The following is a 19399-nucleotide window of genomic DNA, read 5'->3' on the forward strand; positions in this document are numbered from 1 at the left end:
TTGGTATATTATGAATAATAATTCTTTTATTTTTACTAAAAATAATGACAGCGCTTACATAAAAATATATAATAAAATTAGAGATGAATAGTATTGAATATTTATTAATTATTGTGTATAGTTAGTCTTGCGTAAAGGAGAGAAAGTATGAAAGAGACGAGCGTTTTAGTAGGAAGGTTAAAGTTTATTATATTATCACTGTTAGGAATATATTTATTTTTAGTGCCTGTAACGGTAACTGACGATAAAGGGGAGAAGGAAACAAGTTTACCTGTTGCATACCTTGCAAATACAGCTTTAGATTGGATAGGTGACTATGCTGGGCTAATTATTATGCTTTTAATTAGTTTCTCTGCAGTAATGACATTAATCTATTCTACGATATTCAGTACTTCTACTAAGAGATCTATAACGAATGAATTATTTAACGTCAATTGGATTTGGGTCGTCATTAGAATAATAGGTGCGATATTTGCAATATTTATTTATTTCGATTTCGGACCAGGTGTAGTTGTAAATGAAAATACCGGATTAATGGTTTACAATGATTTATTACCAACATTACTTGCCGTATTTTTCTTTGCAGGTTTGTTCTTACCATTATTAATGGACTTTGGTTTATTAGAATTTTTAGGACCAATGTTTGCTCCAATTATGAGACCAATGTTTAAATTACCAGGTAGATCAACTGTTGATAATCTAGCATCATTTATTGGTGATGGAACAGTTGGCGTTATGATTACAAGTCAACAATATGAACAAGGATTTTATACACGTCGAGAAGCAACAGTTATTGCGACAACATTCTCTGTTGTATCTATCACATTTGCAATTGTCATTGCTCAAACAATTGGCTTAATGGATTACTTCTTTAAATTTTATTTATCCGTTATTTTAGCTTGTGTTGTAGCAGCTTTTATAATGCCTAGAATTTGGCCACTTAAACAAATTCCAGATAAGTATTCAAACGGTAGCACTGAGCAATTAAATGAATCAATTCCTAAAACACATAATCCAATATCATGGGGATTTGAACAAGCAACTCAAAAAGCTGTAAAATCACCTGACCTTAAACAATTCATTATTAACGGTGTGAAGACTGTGTTGGATATGTGGTTAGCAGTACTACCAGTCGTTATGACAATCGGTACTTTAGCTACTATAGTTGCTGAATATACACCAACATTTAGTATATTAGGCGCACCATTTGTACCATTATTAGAATTAATGCAAATACCATATGCAAAAGAAATGTCTGAAACATTATTAATCGGTTTTGCAGATATGTTCTTACCATCATTACTGATTAGTAATGTACCAAGTGATATGACAAGATTTATCGTAGGTGCTTTGAGTATTTCACAATTAATATATTTATCAGAAGTAGGGGGCGTTATACTCGGTTCAAAAATACCAGTAAGCCTAGGGAAACTATTTATGATTTATATTATACGTACAATCATAGCTCTACCGATAATCGTTATATTAGCTCATATATTCTTCTAAATTAAAAATAGCGACAGAGGCATGATTTGGCACTGCACCCTTACTAAGGGAGTAGTGCCGATGAGACCCTGTCGTTTTTGTATGTTTGGGAATGGTTGGGGGAGATGAGGAGGTTTTGAGTCATGGCTTAATGTCCGAATAAAGCCAAGAGATAGCCGAAGTCATGGCTTAATGTGTGAGTAAAGCCAAGAGATAGCCGAAGTCATGGCTTAATGTCCAAATAAAGCCAAGAGATAGCCCAAGTCTTGGCTTTATGTCTGAGTAAAGCCAAGAGATAGCTCAAGTCTTGGCTTAAGTGCTGAGTATAGCCAAGAGATCGTCCAAGTTTTAGCTTAATGGGTGAATAAAGCCAAGAAATCGCTAAAGTCATGGCTTAAGTCTTGAATAAAGCCAAGAGATTGTCCAAGTCATGGCTTAATGTCCGAATAAAGCCAAGAGATCGTCCAAGTCTTGGCTTAAGTATCGAGTAAAGCCAAGAGATAGCTCAAGTCTTGGCTTAAGTGCTGAGTAAAGCCAAGAGATCGTCCAAGTCATGGCTTAAGTGCTGAGTAAAGCCAAGAGATCGTCCAAGTCTTAGCTTAATGGGTGAATAAAGCCAAGAGATAGCTCAAGTCTTGGCTTAAGTGCTGAATAAAGCCAAGAGATCGTTAAAGTCATGGCTTAATGGGTGAATAAAGCCAAGAGATAGCCCAAGTCATGGCTTAATGTCCGAATAAAGCCAAGAGATTGTCCAAGTCATGGCTTAATGTCTGAGTAAAGCCAAGAGATAGCCCAAGTCATGGCTTAAGTGCTGAGTAAAGCCAAGAGATCGTCCAAGTCATGGCTTAAGTCTTGAATAAAGCCAAGAGATTGTCCAAATTATAGCTTAAGCACCAAATAAACGCACATCTTATTCATTCCACCCTCATAACAAAAAAACAAACTGAACTAGATAAGTTCAGTTTGTCCATATTTATATTATTTTGGGTCAATTGTTGTTTCGACTTTAGCGATTGCGATTTCAGATCCTAACATTGGGGATTCGCCTTTGTCTTTATTACTGTCTCCGCCGCGACTATGTGCTTGTTTAAATGCATCGCTCGTTTTCCATGCTTCAAAGTCTTCTAGTTCTTCCCACCACATATTGACATGTAATTCGTCATTGTCTTCAATGTCTTGCATATTCCAAGTTTCAACTTTAATGAAACCTTTCATTTCTTGTAGTGCGCCACCTTTAGTAAACATTGGTGCTAATTTTTCTGCATAACCTTTTTTCATTTTAATTCTATTTGTTACAACATACATAGTGATCTCTCCTATTCTTTTGGTGTTGGGTTAGTAGCCCAGATTTGTGCTGTCTTCATAAATGTTCTAGGTTGTAGTTTCAGTTGTGATACGACTACGTCTGCTATATCTTCTGGATGCGTCATCGTATCTTCTTGTAATTGTGTTTCTCCTATTAAATCTGTTAAGACGGCAGAAGGGGTTAAATATGATACTCGAATGTTATGTTTTCTCATTTCTTGCATAATACCTTCAGTCATACCAATTACCGCATATTTAGTAGCAGAATAGATACTGCTTGTTGCACTGGCTTTTAATCCAGACATTGAGGCGATATTAATGACATCTCCGCTTTTTTGTCTTACGAGATGTGGTAATGCTTCTTGTAAGACGTAGTATACACCTTTAACATTTGTTTCAAATAATTGATCGAACTCAGATTCACTTACATCTAAAAATGAATTATTCTTCATAATACCTGCATTATTAATCACGATATCTATAGAGCCTAATGCATGGTATGAATCTTCTATGAAACGTTGCACATCTTTTTGGTGCGCAATATTGGTTTCTTTATAAAATACTTTGACGTCATATTGTTTAAGTTCATCGGCTGTTGCTTTTAAAGTATCAATATTTCTACTTGCAATAGCGACATTAACGCCTTCGTGAGCTAATGCATTCGCGATTGATTTACCGATACCTTTAGATCCACCTGTAATGACTGCATTGAGCCCTTTTAAGTCTCTTAACATATTGATCATCACTCCTTTCTTATATGTTAGCATGCTTTAAAAATGTATCATAATAATTTAATTTGAAAATGCCATATAAATAACACCACGAAGTCAGTGTAATATGACTTCGCGGTGTTTATTTAAAATGCCTGAAAGTTTGAACTTAAGCTTCTTTAGTAAGTTCGTTGTAAACTTTCTTATCAGCATGTGTATAAATAATGTATTCTTTATCATTTGTTTCGATAATCACACGATTTGTTTTGCCAAAAGTTGAGCCAATTCTTACGATATGATCTTGGGCTTCATTAGACAAAGCGTGAATATCTTGATCCTCTTTAATGTTTTTAATTTCATTATTTGGAATTGTAATGTCCGCTACTCTCCATTGAATATGAACTTGATTATTGTCCTTTGATACTCTCATTGCCATATCTAAACACATCCTTTTGTTTGATGACTACATCATAACGCATTATGTATCCGTTTTCAATAGAAAAACGAGAAAATGTGTTATATTTTTTATTTATTATGTCATACTAATTAAAATAAGTATTTTTATGCAATATATTGAATAACTATTTACAAATGGAATCGTATGTTGTAATATTATCTTTATAAATAAATAAGGAGCTGGTTTCATTGGGACGAAGTTATCTATGTTAAAAGAATTAAACAAGACAAGTTTTTTAAAAGAAGTAGATTTTTCTAAAGCAGAATTAGAATCACTTATTGATTTGGCAATGGAATTAAAATTCAAAGAAAAGCATCAGATCCCACATCGTTATTTAAACGGGAAACATATCGCTTTATTATTTGAAAAGCAATCTACAAGAACACGTTCAGCTTTCACAGTAGCTGCAACTAAAATGGGTGCAAGTGTGTCATATTTAGGTAAAGAGGATTTACAGCTAGGTAAGAAAGAATCTGTAGAAGATACAGCAGTTGTACTTGGATCTATGTTTGAAGGAATTGCTTTTAGAGGATTTGAACAAAAGACAGTAGAAGACTTAGCTCAATATTCCAACGTACCCGTATGGAATGGCTTAACAAATGAGTGGCATCCTACACAAATGTTAGCGGACTTTATGACAATTAAAGAATACTTTGGTACATACGAAGGAAAGACTTTGACATTTATAGGAGATGGACGCAATAATGTTGCAAACTCATTGCTCGTTACGAGTGCAATTTTAGGTGTGAATATCCATATTGTTGCACCATCATCACTTCAACCAAATGAAGAAGTTCAAAATATGGCATTGTCATTTAGTAAAGAATCTGGAAGTGAGATATTAATTACAGATAATATCCAAGAAGGTATTTACGGCAGTGATATCATATATACAGATGTTTGGTGTTCAATGGGTGAGGAACAACAATTAGAAGAACGCTTTGAATTACTTAAAGATTACCAAGTAAATCAAAACTTAATTAATTTAACTGGTAAAAATGAAACTTTATTTTTACATTGCTTACCAGCTATTCATGATTTGAATACTGAAATGGGTGCGCTATGCTTCGAAAAGTTTGGTGTAACATGTATGGAAGTGACAGATGACGTATTTAGATCAGATTATTCAAAAGTATTTCAACAAGCTGAAAATAGAATGCATACAATTAAAGCTTTATTAGCTACAACTTGTGGCGATATATATTAATAATAAAAGGCTGAGACATATATTGATGTCTCAGCCTTTTATTTTTAACGAGCTTCTTTAGTTAATTTTTTTCTATTGCGATTAAGCTCTATATATTTACTGTAGCTATAAATGATAATACCTGCCCAAATAAATATGAATGTAATAAATTGATCAACATCGAAATGTTCGTTCAATAAGAATATACCAATAAAGAACATGATAGTTGGACCAATATATTGAATAAAGCCTGTTAAAGATAGAGGTATTCTTCTTGCGCCAGCACTAAATAAAATAAGTGGAACAGCTGTAACAGCACCAGAAAGTAATAACCATCCGCTTGAACTGTTCATACCAAATGTAACGGCATTATGTTGTGATAAGTAGAATATATAAATAAGTGCTGCTGGTAATGTCACGATACATTCTATCGTAATACTACTAAATGCATCGATATCTACAACTTTCTTGATCAATCCATAAAGCGCAAATGATGTTGCAAGTAATATTGATACGAATGGAAATTCTCCGACTTGAAAAGTCATATAAATAACACCAACAAATGCTAATAGAATAGCTACCCATTGAGCTTTTGAGAATCGTTCGCCTAAGAAAATAAAGGCTAGGAAAATACTCATTAAAGGATTGATGTAATAACCAAGACTTGCTTGTAGCACATGGTGGTTATTAACTGCCCAAATAAATGTACCCCAGTTCACTGTAATTATATAACCAGCGATGATAATAGCGAATAGCATTTTCTTTTGTTTAAATAACTTAATTGTTGCTGCTTTGAACATTGGAAATTGTTTTGTAAATAATAACAGTAATAACATGAATACTGCTGACCATATAATACGATGTGCTAAAATTTCGAATGGTCCAATTTCACTTACGAGGTTCCAATAAATTGGTAGGACACCCCAAATAACATATGCAAATATTGCATATATAATACCTTTTTTAAATTCTGACATGATTTAGGACTCCCACTGTGATTGAATGACTTCTGCTTGATCGTGATAAATATTCGATGCGATATTCGCAAGTAATCTTGCAGTTCGATTATCTATATCGAATCTTGGTGATAGCTCAGCAATACTAATGCTTGAACTTTTGTTTGAGTTTGTAACTAATTGTAAAATTGTTTGAACAATTTGAGGTTGTAATCCCATAATACAAGGTGCACTTACTGCAGGTGCATAACTTACATCTATAGAATCAGTACATAATGTAATGAGGATTTCATCATAGCCTTCAATAAATGAATTAATAGAGGTAATTGTTTCTATCGATAAATGGCTACGAAGCTCATCTTCACGAATGTATTGGACGCCGTATTCATCAGCTCTTTCGAAGAGAGCTTTTGTATTACCATTTTTCTGAATACCTAGCACGAAATAGCCAACTTGATCATCTTGATCTAAAATCTGTTTAAACATTGTTCCAGAAGATGGTTTTTCGTCGTAATCTCTCATATCAAAATGTGCATCTATATTGATGATGCCAATTTTTTTGTCTTTGTTGGCTTTTCTTACACCTAAATAATGGCCATATAAGACTTCATGACCACCACCAATAATAACTGTAAAGTCATTATGCAATAATATGTTTGAGATTTTATCGCCAAGTTCTGATTGTGCTTCTTCCATTTTATTTTTGTGGCAAATGACATCTCCGTAGTCAGTTAAATGTAAGTACTCATTATGTATTGGCAAAGGACTTAAAGCTTTTCTAAAATGTTTAGGACCATCTACAGCACCTGGTCGACCATTATTTCTAGAAACACCTTCATCGCATTCAAAACCTATAAGTGCCATATTAACTTGATGTTCGAATTCTTTCTTTGGTGTAATGTCTTCTTTCTCAATATGAATTGAGTCAACAATTTGATGAAATCTAAAAGCAGAACGCAATGTTGTGCTATCTGTTCTACCTGTCCACTCATCCTTTTTAACATTTCTATACATATTTAATACCTCCTACATGTTACAATAGTTTTTACTAATGTTAGTTTATCATGTATGATATTCTTATGTTTTATTAAATGCTTAATTATTTTATAAGAAAGAAGTGTCTTTAATGAATAGTAAGAAAGAAAAAGCAAAAAGGCCGAGGAGTGATTCTATGAAATGGATTTATGGTCTCTTAACAGTTTGCTTATTATTTCTAGTAGCATGTGACAACCAAACTTCTAAGAATAATGAACATAATGATAACGAAAAATCATCTGAAACGACTACTGAGAAAAAAACAACTTCAGAATCGACAGGTGAAGATGTTAAAACTAAAGAAGAAAAATCAAAAACAAATAATAATGATAACAATCAAAATGGCAATAACAATCAACAATCTTCAGATGAAATTCCAGTAGAAGAAAATGTAAATGGTGTTAAGCCTAACAATCATAATGAAACTGAAAACTTTGATACAGAAGCTTATACAGTAGCTAGAAATTGTTTATTAAATCAAGGTAACTCTCAAGCAGAATGTGATAAAGCAGAAAATACAATCGAATTTACGAGAGCTTGGCAAAATTTATCTCGTGATGGCTATTTATGTAATGATGATGGCTGTACATTACCTAAAGAAAATGATCAGAATAATCAAGGTCATCAAGATCAACATCACTCAAATACAAATGAAGATTCTAACCAAGATTCAAACCAAGGATCAAATGAACAAAGTAATGAACCCTACGAAGAGGATAATAATCAAGCTGATCCATCTCGAAACACGAATCAACAAGACGAGAATACAAATAGAGAAGGGCAAAGTCAAAATCGCTCTCAACAATCAAGCAACAATGAATCCACTCAAAGTGATCATCAGCAAGAAACACAATTAAACAAAGCAAGCTAAATAAAAAACGTTCATCTAATGCGATGAACGTTTTTTTATTGTGAAATAAGGGGGTTATTTCAACAATGGTATAGGGTTATGTTTAATATGACTTACAACTATAGTTTAACAGGGATTAATAACAAATCAATACTTATGTGATTATTTTCACAATTTTGTCATTTGAATTACATTTATGTGAGGTATATCACTATAAAGTCACAAAGTGTTCGTATACTCGTTCGGTATTTTGTGGTAAAATAAAATAAAGTAATTGAAAAGAGGAAACATTAATATGACAGGAAAAACACATCTCTCATGCGGTATATTCATCGGGTCATCATTAAGTATTTATTATGGAGAAGATATTTTTACATCATTTACGATTGTAAGTTTATGTGGTGTAGCGAGTTTGGTCCCAGATATTTGTCATTTCAAAAGTAATCTAGGTAAGAAAATATTTCCGATTAGTTTTGTTATTAGGTTAATTTTTGGACACCGAACGTTTACCCATTCATTATTATTTCTATTTTTAATATTTTGGGGATTGAGAACAATATCCGCACCAGAACCATATTTAGTTTCGATTATATTGGGTATGTTATCGCATATCATTTTAGATATGTTAACACCAAGAGGGGTCAAACTATTTTATCCTTTAAATGTCTCAGTTAAATTACCCATTGTATTTAGAACGGGCGGTGTTATGGATTTAAGCTTATCATCTGCATTTACCATTATCACAGTCATTTTATGGTGGAAAGATATTTATCGATTGTTTATATAAAAAAAGAAGCAAAGACAAAAGGTAGTGTCTTTGCTTCCATTAAACATTATGTTATTTTCCGAATTTACCTTTTAAATCTTCGCCTTTTTCTTTAGCAAAGTCTTTACCTTTTTCAGTATATTCGTCTTTATTCTCTTCTAAATGATCCTTACCTTTTTCAACTGCTTTGTCTTTTGCATCGTTAAACTTATCTCCTAAACTCATAATAAAATCCTCCTTGGCCTATTATATATAGGAATATTTTGTGCTTAAAGCAACACATTATTATAAATACCCATTTAATTTTAAAATAATCATTTTAATTATAAATTTTTTGTGATATTTTTAGACAAATCATTCTAAAGTCGTATAATAAGAATGAGTCAAATTTTCGGAGGTATTATAATGCTAGATGAAACAAACCTGAAAGAACATGGTCAACATCACATTTTAGAATATACTAAAGTGATGAGCCAAAGTGAGAAAGAACAATTAGAATCTGATATCAATCAATTAGATTTAGATGAAATAGATAAGCTATATCAAGATGTATACATAAATAGAAAAACAATAGATGTTGCAGATAATATAGAACAAGTTGAATTTGAAGTTAAAGATCAACTTTCAGAAGAACAACTGAAATCTTACCGTTCACTTGGTATACAAGCGATTAAAGATGGTAAATTTGCTGTATTATTAATGGCTGGTGGGCAAGGTACAAGATTAGGTCATAAAGGTCCAAAGGGTACATTCTCATTTAATGACAAAAGTTTATTCGAAAGACAAGCAGAGCAATTAAAGCAATTAACAGAAGAAGTGGGTACGCCAATTCATTGGTATATTATGACAAGTGATGTGAATCATAAAGATACTCTGTCATTTTTCTTAGAAAATAAATACTTTGATTACGATGAAAATTACATTCATTTCTTCAAGCAAGACCACATTGTATCTTTAACGACGGACGGTCAATTAATTTTAGATACAAATAGAAGAGTCATGCGCACACCTAATGGTAATGGTGGTGTATTCAAATCTCTAGAGAAGACAAAGTTACTTGCTGAAATGAAAGAAAATGGCGTGGAATACTTATTCTTAAACAACATTGATAATGCGCTTGTAAAAGTTCTGGATCCTGAATTTGTTGGATTTACAGTTGAACATAATAGTGATGTAACAACTAAATCTATTAAAGCGCATAGTGGCGAAAAAGTTGGTCGTCTTGTATCAATTGATGGTAAAAAACGTGTATTAGAGTATTCTGAGCTATCTGAAGATGATGTTGATAAACTAGAGAATGCTAACATTGGTATTCACGTATTTAAATTAGATTTTCTTATAGAAGCGGCTTCTAAACCATTGCCGTATCATTTAGCAGTTAAGAAGTTAAAACAATTAGATGAAGACTTCAGTGTTGTAGAAGAAGAGTCATTGAAATTCGAATTGTTTTATTTTGATATTTTCCAATATGCAGAATCATTTGCTACACTACAAGTAGATAGAACGAAAGAATTTAGCCCTTTAAAGAACAAAGAAGGACAAGACAGTATCGAAACAGCGCAAAGAGATTTAGAGAACAATCAACTATTATAAAAAGAGGTATATGAATGGAACAAATCAATCATACAAAGTCTCATCATAGAAAAAACGGGAAAGTTAAAGAAGCATTTAAAGATATTATGCCACTTTCCTTCGGTGAGGAAGTTGGAAATGCAGTATCACATGGTGTTCCTGCTTTCTTTCTGTTATTCTTCTTACCATACGCAGCAGTAGAAAGTTATATTAGTGATGGCGCGCTTAAATCGACGAGTGTCTCTATTTATATTATAAGTATTATGCTGATGTTTTTATCATCTGCTATTTATCACTCAATGTCATCTTCATCACCTCAGAAATACATTATGAGAATTATTGATCATAGTATGATTTATATCGCAATCTGTGGAACGTATACTCCGATTGCATTATCGTTAGTGGGCGGCTGGTTAGGTTGGCTTATTATGGCAGTCCAATGGGGTATTACAATTTGGGGCATTATATATAAATCAACAGCTAAGAACGTTAATCATAAATTAAGTTTAGCGATGTATTTAATCATGGGGTGGATGGGTGTTCTCATGTTACCAACAGTTATCAATAAGACATCGTTAATATTTATGTTGTTTATTTTATTTGGAGGTCTTAGTTATACAGTAGGAGCATGGTTCTATGCTCAAAAAGATAAAAAGTACTTCCATATGATTTGGCACTTCTTCATTTTGATTGCTTCAATTTTTCATTTTCTAGCAATTATGTACTTTATGTAGGAGGATAAGATGAACTATCGTTTGTATTATACGGTTCTTACAATTATTATTTTAATTCAAGGCTATTTCTTTTATTACTTTGTATTTAGTGACGGCAAACAAAGTGGTTTGCAGTTTATGGGTATTGTTTCACTTATATTCGGTCTAATATTAGTTTATGCATTAGTATTATTGATTAAACACCAACGCAGAAATAATCAACAAACGTTCAATGAACATCTTAAAAAAGGTGAACAAAGACGATTGAAATAAAGTTAGTGAGCAGGATATGTAATCTTTTTATGATATAGAGGTTTCTATCCTGCTCTTTTTGTTATTTTTTTGCAAAACGGGTAAATAGATAATATTAAATGTTATACGATATGAATAGGGGGAAATCATAATGTCAGAAAAAAGAGATTTTGAAACATTCGATCGTGACAAACTAAATGTTAATGAAGAGATTCAGGGAGAAACAGTAGAAGATAGAAGCGGCCATAAGATAGACCAGACTGATGATCAGTTTCTGGATATGACGAAAGATGAAATTAAAAGTAAAAATCAAATTGAAAAGAAACTCGTAGAAAAACTGGATAATATTGTTGAACAAGGGGCAACATTAGAAAAACAAGAAGAAGTCACTCAGTTACACAGAGAATGGTTAACATTCAGTTGGCCAAATTATACAGAAGATAAACACTTAGAAATTATTAATATGTATGAAGCGGATGATAGATATAAAGCATATTTTGGTGAAGAAAGAACGGAAGCATTAATTACTGCCGTTAAGCATGTCATACAATAAAAATGAACTTTATAAAATTAAAATAGGAGACATCGATTTTATCGGTGTCTTTTTTACTATTAAATATGTAGAATTAGAATAAACTTGAATGTATAAGGGAGCTGAATCAGATGAAAAAGTTATATCAGAACGGAACTATATATACGATGGAAAGACCAGATGATACATATGCAGGGGTAATTGTAGACAATGGTATAATAGAAGCTGTTTTATCAAAAGAAGATTTAAACCAACTTCAAACAACGGATTATGAAACAATCGATTTAAAAGGTGGGACGATGTTTCCTGGATTTGTTGAAACACATATTCATGTTATGGGGACTGGCGTTTGGTTATCATCAGTCATTTTAAATGGTGAGACAAATATTGAAAATGTAAAAGAAAAAATTAGCCAGAAAGCCCAAACATTACAACCAGGTGAATGGTTAGTTGCTGAAGGTTATGACGAAAATCTATTAAATGGCATTAGACTTAATAAATTTGATTTAGATAAATTATGCAAAGATAATCCGGTAATTGTAAAAAGGGTATGTAGACATGCAGCAATCGTCAATTCGAAAGCGTTAGAGATTTTAGGTATGACAAATGATATCGAAAATCCTGATGGTGGTTCATATGAAAAACAAGAAGGTGAACTGACTGGTTGGCTTTATGATACAGCTATGGAACCATTTGAAGAATTAGCTTCAAATGAAGATGAACAGTCTCTTACTAAACATTTAAATAACGCGATTACATATTTATATCAGTATGGTATAACAGGATCGCATACAGAAGATTTAGGTTACTACGAAGATTATAAAGATGTCTTAAATGCTTATAAAACAGTTGTAGGGCCAGGTGAAGATCAAAAGCCATTTAGAGTACGATTGTTACGACACTTTAGTGTTTATGAACAAATGATGGAAGAACAGGCGACTTTTGTTGATAAATGGATAGAACCTGATGCTATGAAATTTTATGCAGATGGTGCTTTTGGTGGCAGTACAGCATTGTTGAAAGAACCTTATTCTAATGATCCTACTGGAACGAATTATGGACTTGCGATATATACACAAGAAGAACTCGAAGAAAAAGTTAAAATCGCCAGAAAATATAATGGTGCGATAGCTGTTCATATGATTGGTGACAAAGCTTGTGAAATGGTATTGGATGCAATAGAAAAATATCCTGTGCCAAACGGACTAAGAGATAGATTAATTCACATTAGTACATTAAATGAAGAACTGTTACAACGTGTTGCGAAGTTACCTGTGATTTGTGACGTTCAGCCACAATTTATTACAAGTGATTTTCCGTGGGTTCAAGATAAAGTAGGGAAAGAAAGAGCGAGATATTTATATCCGTTTAAGTCAATGTTAGACTTAGGTATTATAATAGGTGGCGGTTCAGATGCACCGATTGAAACACCGAATCCTATGCTAGGTATTCATGCGGCAGTTAATAGACAAACGTATGGTGAAGAAGGTGCGTACTTCTTTGAAGAAGCACTATCTGTATTTGATGCGTTACGTTTATATACAACACTTGCGAGTGAGATTGGTCAAACAACTGACCGTACTGGAAGAATTAGAGTAGGATATGAAGCGGATTTCACTGTGTTAGATCAAGATCCATTTAAGGTTAACCGTCAAGATTTAGCACAAATTCAAGCTAAATTAACAATTGTTAACGGAAATATTGTATATGAAAGAGCGTGAATTATGACTAAGAACAAAGGAATTGTGTTGGCTTTAGTACTTATTATGTTTATGAGTGCTATAGAAACATCAATCGTATCTTTAGCAACACCAACGATGCAGAAAGACTTTAATATTGATACGGAAGTTGCATTAATCTTTACAGTATATTTAATAGCGGTTGTGTTTATGACACCAATCGTTGGTGAACTTGTAAAGAGAATTAATATTAAGTTAGTAGTGTTACTAGGGATATCTGTATTTATTATTGGTAGTGTATTTTGTGGGTTAAGTGAAATGACACATAGTTTCCCATTGCTAGTTATTTCTAGAATTGTTCAAGGTTTAGGTGCAGGTGTCATGATGACATTAGGTCAAGTTGTACCTAAACTTGCTTTTCCAATTCCGAGAAGATATAAAGTGATGGGTATTGTTGGAAGTGTTTGGGGTATATCTAGTATTGTAGGACCACTGTTAGGTGGCGCAATATTAGAATCTTTAAACTGGAGCTTTCTATTTTATATCAATGTACCTATAGCCTTAGTATCTATGTGGTTGGTTATAAAGTATTTTAATTTCGAACAAGAAAAAGTAGAAAAAACTAAATTAGATTATAAAGGCTTATTCATATTTTATGGTGTGGTCGCAAGCTTTTTACTAATTGTTGCAGAACATATACCATTTATTTTACGTATGATTTGCTTCATATTATTAATTGGATTTGTCGTATTACTCTACAGAGTTGAGACGCGTATGAGAAATCCATTTGTACCTGTTGAAGCATTTAATAGAAAAATCATTCTCGTGTTGTTTACAGATATGATTTATTCAACAATGTTGATGGGCTACACTATTTTTATGCCAATCTATTTACAAAATGAACAAGGCTTTACACCGTTACAAAGTGGTTTAATCATTTTTCCAATGTCGGTAGGTTGGTTGTTTATCACTTTTGTACTTGGTAGATTAGATCAACTTAAATTAAAATTTATTTATATGTTAGCTTTCTTGGCAATGTTTGTTGGTAGCTTTGCTATATTAACAGGTGTCGAATGGATTGTAATCATCCCATTTGCTGTTTTTGTAATGGGCGTATCATTTGGTACGGTATATACGAAAGATGTTGTCGTTGTTCAAGAAGAAGCACCTCATCACCAATTAGGTTCCATGATGTCGATTTATACATTATTTAAGACAATAGGTAGTACAACTGGATCGTTAATTGTTTCTTCAATATATGTATTAAACATTTCGTTTTTAAGTTACGGCGTTCAAAATATTATGTTGTATATTATGTTAGTAGTCGTTACATTGACGATTGTATGGTCTATTGTATTTAAAGAAAAGAGAAGAAAAAGTTTTTAAAGGTAAAACATATTTAGAGGGAGTCACAATGTATGAAAAGAAAAAATAAGCGTTTTGATATTTTTCATTTATTGTCCATATTGATTATTATAAGTATTTTCACATTGTCTGGTGCAATTTTTATTGTACTACTTTCTTTTGGTATGTTTGGATTAAGCAGAATTTTAATTTATTATGGCTTAGCAGAATTCAACTACAATAAAAGTATGATAGATAACTTGTTCTATTATGGTAGTTACATATTGTTTGGCTACTTTACACTTGTCGCTATAGAATTTTTATTAGATAGATTTAAAAATAGACTAAATGATAATCCGTATTTCAAGGGTATGACTTTTCATTTATTAACGATAACTGTTAGCACGATTATGTTTTATTTCACAGTACATATATATTATTCACAAATCAAAATTGACTTTTGGGTTATTTTAGTGATAATCACTGTTTTATATATATGTACTGAAATTTTCTATCCAGATAGCAAAAATTTAAACCGATGAAACATTTATTTTGATTTCCGAAATAAAATAGTGCATAATAGCAAAGGTATATTTGGAAGGAGTTGAAACCATGAATGTTCAGGACATTTCAAAAGGTCAAAGAAATTTGGTAGTAGCTGTAATGTTAGTAAGTGCCTTTGTGGCGATTTTAAACCAAACTTTATTAAATACAGCAATACCTGAAATCATGGTACATTTAAAAATCGATGCCAACCAAGGTCAATGGTTAATGACAGGATTTATGTTAGTCAACGGTGTTATGATACCGGCTACAGCATTTTTGATGGATAAATTTAATACAAGACCACTTTATTTAATGGCGATGTTATCATTTACAATCGGTACTTTAGTTGCCGCTTTATCGCCAAACTTCGGAATATTAATGTTAGCAAGAGTACTTCAAGCAATGGGTGCAGGTGTTATGATGCCCCTTATGCAATTTGTACTCTTTAATTTATTCCCTAAAGAAAAACGTGGTTTTGCGATGGGTATGGCAGGTCTCGTTATCTCATTCGCCCCAGCATTAGGTCCAACGTTATCTGGTTATCTCGTTGATAACTTTAGTTGGAGAAGTCCATTCTACACAATCATTCCATTCGCGGTTGTAGCATTAGCTTTTGGTGCGAAATACTTAACGAATATTTCTAAACCAAAAGATGTTCACTTAGATGTACCATCTATTATTCTATCTACAGTAGGCTTTGGATCTTTATTATATGGATTCAGTAGCGCAGGATCTCTAGGATTCACATCACTAATTGTTATCGTTACATTAATTATAGGTATCGTAACGTTAGTAATCTTCGTATTAAGACAGTTAAAATTAGAAACCCCATTATTGAATATAAGAGTATTCAAATATAAAACATTTGCATTAACAACAATCATAGGTATTTTCTCAATGGTTTCTTTAATTGGGCCATCACTATTAATGCCAATGTATATGCAAGATGCAAGAGGATATTCAGCATTAATTTCTGGTTTACTATTATTACCAGGTGCAATCATTACAGGTGTTATGTCACTTGTAACAGGTCGTTTGTTCGACAAATACGGTGCGAAATGGTTGGCAATCATCGGATTTACAATCATTACAGTCACAACTCTCATGCTTGCATTCTTAAATGATAGTACATCACTACTTTATTTAATTGTTGTTTATTCAATTAGAATGTTTGGTGTCTCTATGATAATGATGCCTGTTAATACTGCAGGATTAAATGCGATTCCAAACGAAGTATTATCCCATGGTACAGCAATGATGAATACACTAAGAACAATCTCAGGTTCAATTGGTACAGGTATATTAGTAACGATTATGTCGATTGGTGCTAAGAACTTTGAACCTTCAAAGACACAATTAGAACATGCCAATGCAGGTAATACTGCGAAGATATTACAATCTGAAGCAATGATTCACGGTATTAATATTGCTTTCTTAGTATTAACTGTTATTGTATTTTTCGGAGTTGTATTATCTATATTTATTAAATCAGAAAACAAACATAGTAATACAAGAATACCGAACCATTCTAAATAAGAAGATTTAAAGAGACTGAGACATAATGTAATGTTTCAGTCTCTTTTTACAACTTGGCAGTAGATGTCTGAATTGAAAATGCGCTTGTACCAAGCTTTTTTCAACTCTAGTCATCCTTGCCGGGGCGGGACTACGAAATCTATTTATATAAATTAGATTTCTGTCCCGCTCCCTTTTTTAAACAATAAACTACCTGTATGTTTAAATTTTTTGTTACACTGAATATAATGATAAGTAGATAATTATTTTAGAAGGGGAGTCGTAGATTTTGTTATCAGTAGAACAGGTTAAAGAACTTGTGGGAGCGTTACATGATCCGATTGTAGATGTACCACTTAAAGAAACAGGCGGCATAGTTGAAGTTAGCATCAAAGAAGAAAAAGAGCATGTGAGTGTCAAAGTTGCGATAGCTAAGCTTGGCGGACAACCACAACTTGATTTACAAATGGAAATTGTAGATCTATTAAAAGAAAATGGTGCGAAAACTGTAGGGATAAGATTTGATGAATTATCTGATGAAGCATTAGAAAAATTCAAAGGTATAATGGAAGAACAAACGATAGAAGGACTATTATCTAAAGATAATCCAGTTGAATTTATTGCAGTTGCCTCAGGTAAAGGCGGTGTTGGTAAATCAACAGTAGCCGTTAACTTAGCAGTATCTCTTGCTAGAGAAGGTAAAAAAGTAGGACTCGTTGATGCTGATATATATGGATTTAGTGTTCCAGATATGATGGGTATACAAGAAAAACCAGAAGTAGAAGGCGAACAAATTATTCCTGTTGAGCGTGAAGGCGTTAAAGTTATTTCTATGGCATTTTTCGTTGAAGAAAATGCACCTGTCATTTGGAGAGGTCCAATGTTAGGAAAAATGATCACAAGTTTCTTTACAGAAGTTAAATGGGGAGAATTAGATTACTTAATACTTGATTTACCACCAGGTACTGGTGATGTAGCTTTAGATGTACATACAATGTTACCTTCAAGTAAAGAAATTATTGTAACGACACCTCATCCAACTGCAGCATTTGTTGCAGCAAGAGCAGGTGCAATGGCTAAACATACTGAACATTCTATTTTAGGTGTAATCGAAAATATGTCTTATTTCCAAAGTAAAGAAACAGGAAATAAAGAATATGTATTCGGTAAAGGCGGCGGTGCTAAATTAGCACAAGAACTTCAAACGACGTTATTAGGTGAGCTTCCATTAAGTCAACCTGAGTGGGATGAAAATAACTTTTCACCTTCTATCTATAAAGAACATGAAGATTTAGGTAAAGTTTATAGTCAAATTGCTAAGAATATCATTAATATAACAGATGAAGATTAGTGCGGAGGTAAGCAAGTGACTTTAAAATATTTAATTCAATTTTACAGAAATACACTGTTGATAGGTGTAGTTGTGACATACATTGCGTCACTTATCTTTGGATATGATAAAGTAACGAAATATTTATTTGCTGGAGAAATAGGTGAGTTTGTAGCAGCTTCAATATGGTTCTTAGTTGTAGGACTACTTGTAGCAACTATTAGTCAGCTTGCATATTTCATCTATTTATTCATTAATCAATTAGGCATAGGTATCTTTGGTAAGATATGGCCACATGTACAAATCGTTGTAACAGTATTTGCTATATTTGATTTAGTGTATTTTAGATTTTTAAGATTTGGTGGAACAGATCAAATCTTATCATTTATTTGGTTACCGATCGTTGTCGTTATTTTTGCGATCATTACAAGTAATATAAAAAACAAACAATCTAAAAAGAATTTATGGATTCCATCTATGTTTTTCATGGTTGTTATGACGACAGTAGAGCTTATACCATTTTTAAGAGTGGAAGATACAAGTTGGATTTATCTTACAATCTTTGGATTATTATTATGTAATGCTTATCAATTAATTACATTACCTAAATATAATGCGTTGTCTCTTGAAGAGAGAAAAGCCAAGAAATCAAAGTTGAATAAAGACAGTAAATCATTGAAGAAATGATACAAAGCACAAGATTAAATTCTATTTACACCTTAATCTTGTGCTTTTTAATTTTTTGTTAAAAAAGATGCTAAATAGTGTTGACTTTTAAAACCTCACTTGATATTATATAAAAGTCGCTGAAAACGACAGCACAACAACGAAAAAAGTTATCAAAACTTTTTCTTGAAAGTGTAAAATTGACTCTTGTTAATACGAAATAAATGTTATATATTTATAAACGTGTTAAAAATAAGTTAACAAAATTAGTTGAAAACAAACATTGTTTTTAGTACAATATTGTTTAGACGCAAATTAGATGAACATTGAAAACTGAATGACAATATGTCAACGTTAATTCCAATAATTGAGTACTGAAAGTACTTCAGAGTGATTGGCTTAACCAATTAAAAATGAGCTTATCAAGCTTACTTCTTTTATGGAGAGTTTGATCCTGGCTCAGGATGAACGCTGGCGGCGTGCCTAATACATGCAAGTCG

The 19399-nt window shown here is 32.5% G+C and carries 20 protein-coding genes and 1 rRNA gene; 15 read left to right on the forward strand and 6 right to left on the reverse strand.

Translation table 11 applies throughout. The features are described 5' to 3' along the window. Positions 1 to 147: 147 nt before the first annotated feature. A complete protein-coding gene (locus tag LQ673_RS13785; protein WP_037590415.1) occupies positions 148 to 1506 on the forward strand; it encodes a YjiH family protein in 1359 nt (452 codons plus the stop codon). A gap of 957 nt (positions 1507 to 2463) precedes the next feature. Here the strand turns inward: LQ673_RS13785 and LQ673_RS13790 are convergent. The 3 genes from LQ673_RS13790 to LQ673_RS13800 all read right to left on the reverse strand — a co-directional run bounded on the left by LQ673_RS13790 (position 2464) and on the right by LQ673_RS13800 (position 3936). Further along, positions 2464 to 2790: a heme oxygenase gene (locus LQ673_RS13790; protein WP_037590416.1), complete on the reverse strand. Its 327-nt coding sequence runs from the start codon at positions 2788 to 2790 to the stop codon at positions 2464 to 2466. An 11-nt stretch (positions 2791 to 2801) separates the two neighbouring features. Next, the gene (locus tag LQ673_RS13795) at positions 2802 to 3524 is read right to left on the reverse strand and encodes an SDR family NAD(P)-dependent oxidoreductase (RefSeq protein WP_191835689.1); all 723 of its coding nucleotides are present in this window, start codon (positions 3522 to 3524) and stop codon (positions 2802 to 2804) included. Positions 3525 to 3669: 145 nt separating this feature from the next. After that, the gene (locus LQ673_RS13800; protein WP_025904965.1) at positions 3670 to 3936 is read right to left on the reverse strand and encodes a SunI/YnzG family protein; all 267 of its coding nucleotides are present in this window, start codon (positions 3934 to 3936) and stop codon (positions 3670 to 3672) included. A gap of 226 nt (positions 3937 to 4162) precedes the next feature. Here LQ673_RS13800 and argF point away from each other — a divergent pair, with 226 nt between their 5' ends. Beyond that, positions 4163 to 5164, forward strand: coding sequence for an ornithine carbamoyltransferase (gene argF, locus LQ673_RS13805; RefSeq protein ID WP_191835690.1), 1002 nt, complete (start codon positions 4163 to 4165; stop codon positions 5162 to 5164). Between the two features lie 44 nt (positions 5165 to 5208). Here the strand turns inward: argF and rarD are convergent, their stop codons facing one another. Continuing rightward, a complete protein-coding gene (rarD, locus tag LQ673_RS13810; protein WP_191835691.1) occupies positions 5209 to 6120 on the reverse strand; it encodes an EamA family transporter RarD in 912 nt (303 codons plus the stop codon). Between the two features lie 3 nt (positions 6121 to 6123). After that, positions 6124 to 7113 (reverse strand): formimidoylglutamase, encoded by a 990-nt coding sequence (gene hutG / locus LQ673_RS13815; protein WP_025904962.1) that lies wholly within the window; start codon positions 7111 to 7113, stop codon positions 6124 to 6126. Positions 7114 to 7270: 157 nt separating this feature from the next. Between hutG and LQ673_RS13820 the strand changes: the two genes are divergently transcribed. Both LQ673_RS13820 and LQ673_RS13825 read left to right on the forward strand, forming a co-directional pair. Next, positions 7271 to 8005 (forward strand): hypothetical protein, encoded by a 735-nt coding sequence (locus LQ673_RS13820; RefSeq protein ID WP_191835692.1) that lies wholly within the window; start codon positions 7271 to 7273, stop codon positions 8003 to 8005. Positions 8006 to 8279: 274 nt separating this feature from the next. Then, a complete protein-coding gene (locus tag LQ673_RS13825; RefSeq protein ID WP_037590422.1) occupies positions 8280 to 8771 on the forward strand; it encodes a metal-dependent hydrolase in 492 nt (163 codons plus the stop codon). 51 nt (positions 8772 to 8822) lie between these two features. On the opposite strand, the gene LQ673_RS13830 is transcribed toward LQ673_RS13825, so the two are convergent. Next, positions 8823 to 8975, reverse strand: a complete 153-nt coding sequence (locus LQ673_RS13830) for a hypothetical protein (protein WP_162841906.1) — start codon at positions 8973 to 8975, stop codon at positions 8823 to 8825. A 180-nt stretch (positions 8976 to 9155) separates the two neighbouring features. Here LQ673_RS13830 and LQ673_RS13835 point away from each other — a divergent pair, with 180 nt between their 5' ends. The 11 genes from LQ673_RS13835 to LQ673_RS13885 form a co-directional block, all read left to right on the forward strand. Beyond that, positions 9156 to 10343 (forward strand): UTP--glucose-1-phosphate uridylyltransferase, encoded by a 1188-nt coding sequence (locus LQ673_RS13835; protein ID WP_191835693.1) that lies wholly within the window; start codon positions 9156 to 9158, stop codon positions 10341 to 10343. A 14-nt stretch (positions 10344 to 10357) separates the two neighbouring features. Then, on the forward strand, positions 10358 to 11056 hold the full coding sequence (gene trhA, locus LQ673_RS13840; protein ID WP_191835694.1) for a PAQR family membrane homeostasis protein TrhA: 699 nt from the start codon (positions 10358 to 10360) through the stop codon (positions 11054 to 11056). 9 nt (positions 11057 to 11065) lie between these two features. After that, entirely contained in the window at positions 11066 to 11308 is a 243-nt protein-coding gene (locus LQ673_RS13845; protein WP_191835695.1) for a hypothetical protein, read from the forward strand. A gap of 130 nt (positions 11309 to 11438) precedes the next feature. Beyond that, entirely contained in the window at positions 11439 to 11840 is a 402-nt protein-coding gene (locus tag LQ673_RS13850; RefSeq protein ID WP_191835696.1) for a TipAS antibiotic-recognition domain-containing protein, read from the forward strand. A gap of 110 nt (positions 11841 to 11950) precedes the next feature. After that, positions 11951 to 13540: an amidohydrolase gene (locus LQ673_RS13855; protein ID WP_191835697.1), complete on the forward strand. Its 1590-nt coding sequence runs from the start codon at positions 11951 to 11953 to the stop codon at positions 13538 to 13540. A gap of 3 nt (positions 13541 to 13543) precedes the next feature. Next, on the forward strand, positions 13544 to 14884 hold the full coding sequence (gene sdrM, locus LQ673_RS13860; RefSeq protein WP_037590431.1) for a multidrug efflux MFS transporter SdrM: 1341 nt from the start codon (positions 13544 to 13546) through the stop codon (positions 14882 to 14884). Between the two features lie 32 nt (positions 14885 to 14916). After that, a complete protein-coding gene (locus LQ673_RS13865; RefSeq protein WP_037590433.1) occupies positions 14917 to 15384 on the forward strand; it encodes a SepA family multidrug efflux transporter in 468 nt (155 codons plus the stop codon). A 70-nt stretch (positions 15385 to 15454) separates the two neighbouring features. Further along, positions 15455 to 16924, forward strand: coding sequence for an MDR family MFS transporter (locus LQ673_RS13870; RefSeq protein WP_191835698.1), 1470 nt, complete (start codon positions 15455 to 15457; stop codon positions 16922 to 16924). Between the two features lie 268 nt (positions 16925 to 17192). Beyond that, positions 17193 to 18254: an Mrp/NBP35 family ATP-binding protein gene (locus LQ673_RS13875; RefSeq protein ID WP_037590437.1), complete on the forward strand. Its 1062-nt coding sequence runs from the start codon at positions 17193 to 17195 to the stop codon at positions 18252 to 18254. Between the two features lie 15 nt (positions 18255 to 18269). Beyond that, positions 18270 to 18920 (forward strand): KinB-signaling pathway activation protein, encoded by a 651-nt coding sequence (locus tag LQ673_RS13880; protein ID WP_126477910.1) that lies wholly within the window; start codon positions 18270 to 18272, stop codon positions 18918 to 18920. Between the two features lie 415 nt (positions 18921 to 19335). Further along, positions 19336 to 19399 (forward strand): 16S ribosomal RNA (locus tag LQ673_RS13885); the annotation flags it as partial.

Source organism: Mammaliicoccus sp. O-M54 (assembly GCF_022386035.1).
Classification (GTDB): Bacteria; Bacillota; Bacilli; order Staphylococcales; family Staphylococcaceae; genus Mammaliicoccus; species Mammaliicoccus sciuri_A.

Bases quoted from the DNA above. Each gene is read 5' to 3' on its own strand.
- LQ673_RS13785 (WP_037590415.1), top strand. From the start codon at position 148: ATGAAAGAGACGAGCGTTTTAGTAGGAAGGTTAAAGTTTATTATATTA.
- LQ673_RS13790 (WP_037590416.1), bottom strand. From the start codon at position 2,790: ATGTATGTTGTAACAAATAGAATTAAAATGAAAAAAGGTTATGCAGAA.
- LQ673_RS13795 (WP_191835689.1), bottom strand. From the start codon at position 3,524: ATGTTAAGAGACTTAAAAGGGCTCAATGCAGTCATTACAGGTGGATCT.
- LQ673_RS13800 (WP_025904965.1), bottom strand. From the start codon at position 3,936: ATGGCAATGAGAGTATCAAAGGACAATAATCAAGTTCATATTCAATGG.
- argF (WP_191835690.1), top strand. From the start codon at position 4,163: ATGTTAAAAGAATTAAACAAGACAAGTTTTTTAAAAGAAGTAGATTTT.
- rarD (WP_191835691.1), bottom strand. From the start codon at position 6,120: ATGTCAGAATTTAAAAAAGGTATTATATATGCAATATTTGCATATGTT.
- hutG (WP_025904962.1), bottom strand. From the start codon at position 7,113: ATGTATAGAAATGTTAAAAAGGATGAGTGGACAGGTAGAACAGATAGC.
- LQ673_RS13820 (WP_191835692.1), top strand. From the start codon at position 7,271: ATGAAATGGATTTATGGTCTCTTAACAGTTTGCTTATTATTTCTAGTA.
- LQ673_RS13825 (WP_037590422.1), top strand. From the start codon at position 8,280: ATGACAGGAAAAACACATCTCTCATGCGGTATATTCATCGGGTCATCA.
- LQ673_RS13830 (WP_162841906.1), bottom strand. From the start codon at position 8,975: ATGAGTTTAGGAGATAAGTTTAACGATGCAAAAGACAAAGCAGTTGAA.
- LQ673_RS13835 (WP_191835693.1), top strand. From the start codon at position 9,156: ATGCTAGATGAAACAAACCTGAAAGAACATGGTCAACATCACATTTTA.
- trhA (WP_191835694.1), top strand. From the start codon at position 10,358: ATGGAACAAATCAATCATACAAAGTCTCATCATAGAAAAAACGGGAAA.
- LQ673_RS13845 (WP_191835695.1), top strand. From the start codon at position 11,066: ATGAACTATCGTTTGTATTATACGGTTCTTACAATTATTATTTTAATT.
- LQ673_RS13850 (WP_191835696.1), top strand. From the start codon at position 11,439: ATGTCAGAAAAAAGAGATTTTGAAACATTCGATCGTGACAAACTAAAT.
- LQ673_RS13855 (WP_191835697.1), top strand. From the start codon at position 11,951: ATGAAAAAGTTATATCAGAACGGAACTATATATACGATGGAAAGACCA.
- sdrM (WP_037590431.1), top strand. From the start codon at position 13,544: ATGACTAAGAACAAAGGAATTGTGTTGGCTTTAGTACTTATTATGTTT.
- LQ673_RS13865 (WP_037590433.1), top strand. From the start codon at position 14,917: ATGAAAAGAAAAAATAAGCGTTTTGATATTTTTCATTTATTGTCCATA.
- LQ673_RS13870 (WP_191835698.1), top strand. From the start codon at position 15,455: ATGAATGTTCAGGACATTTCAAAAGGTCAAAGAAATTTGGTAGTAGCT.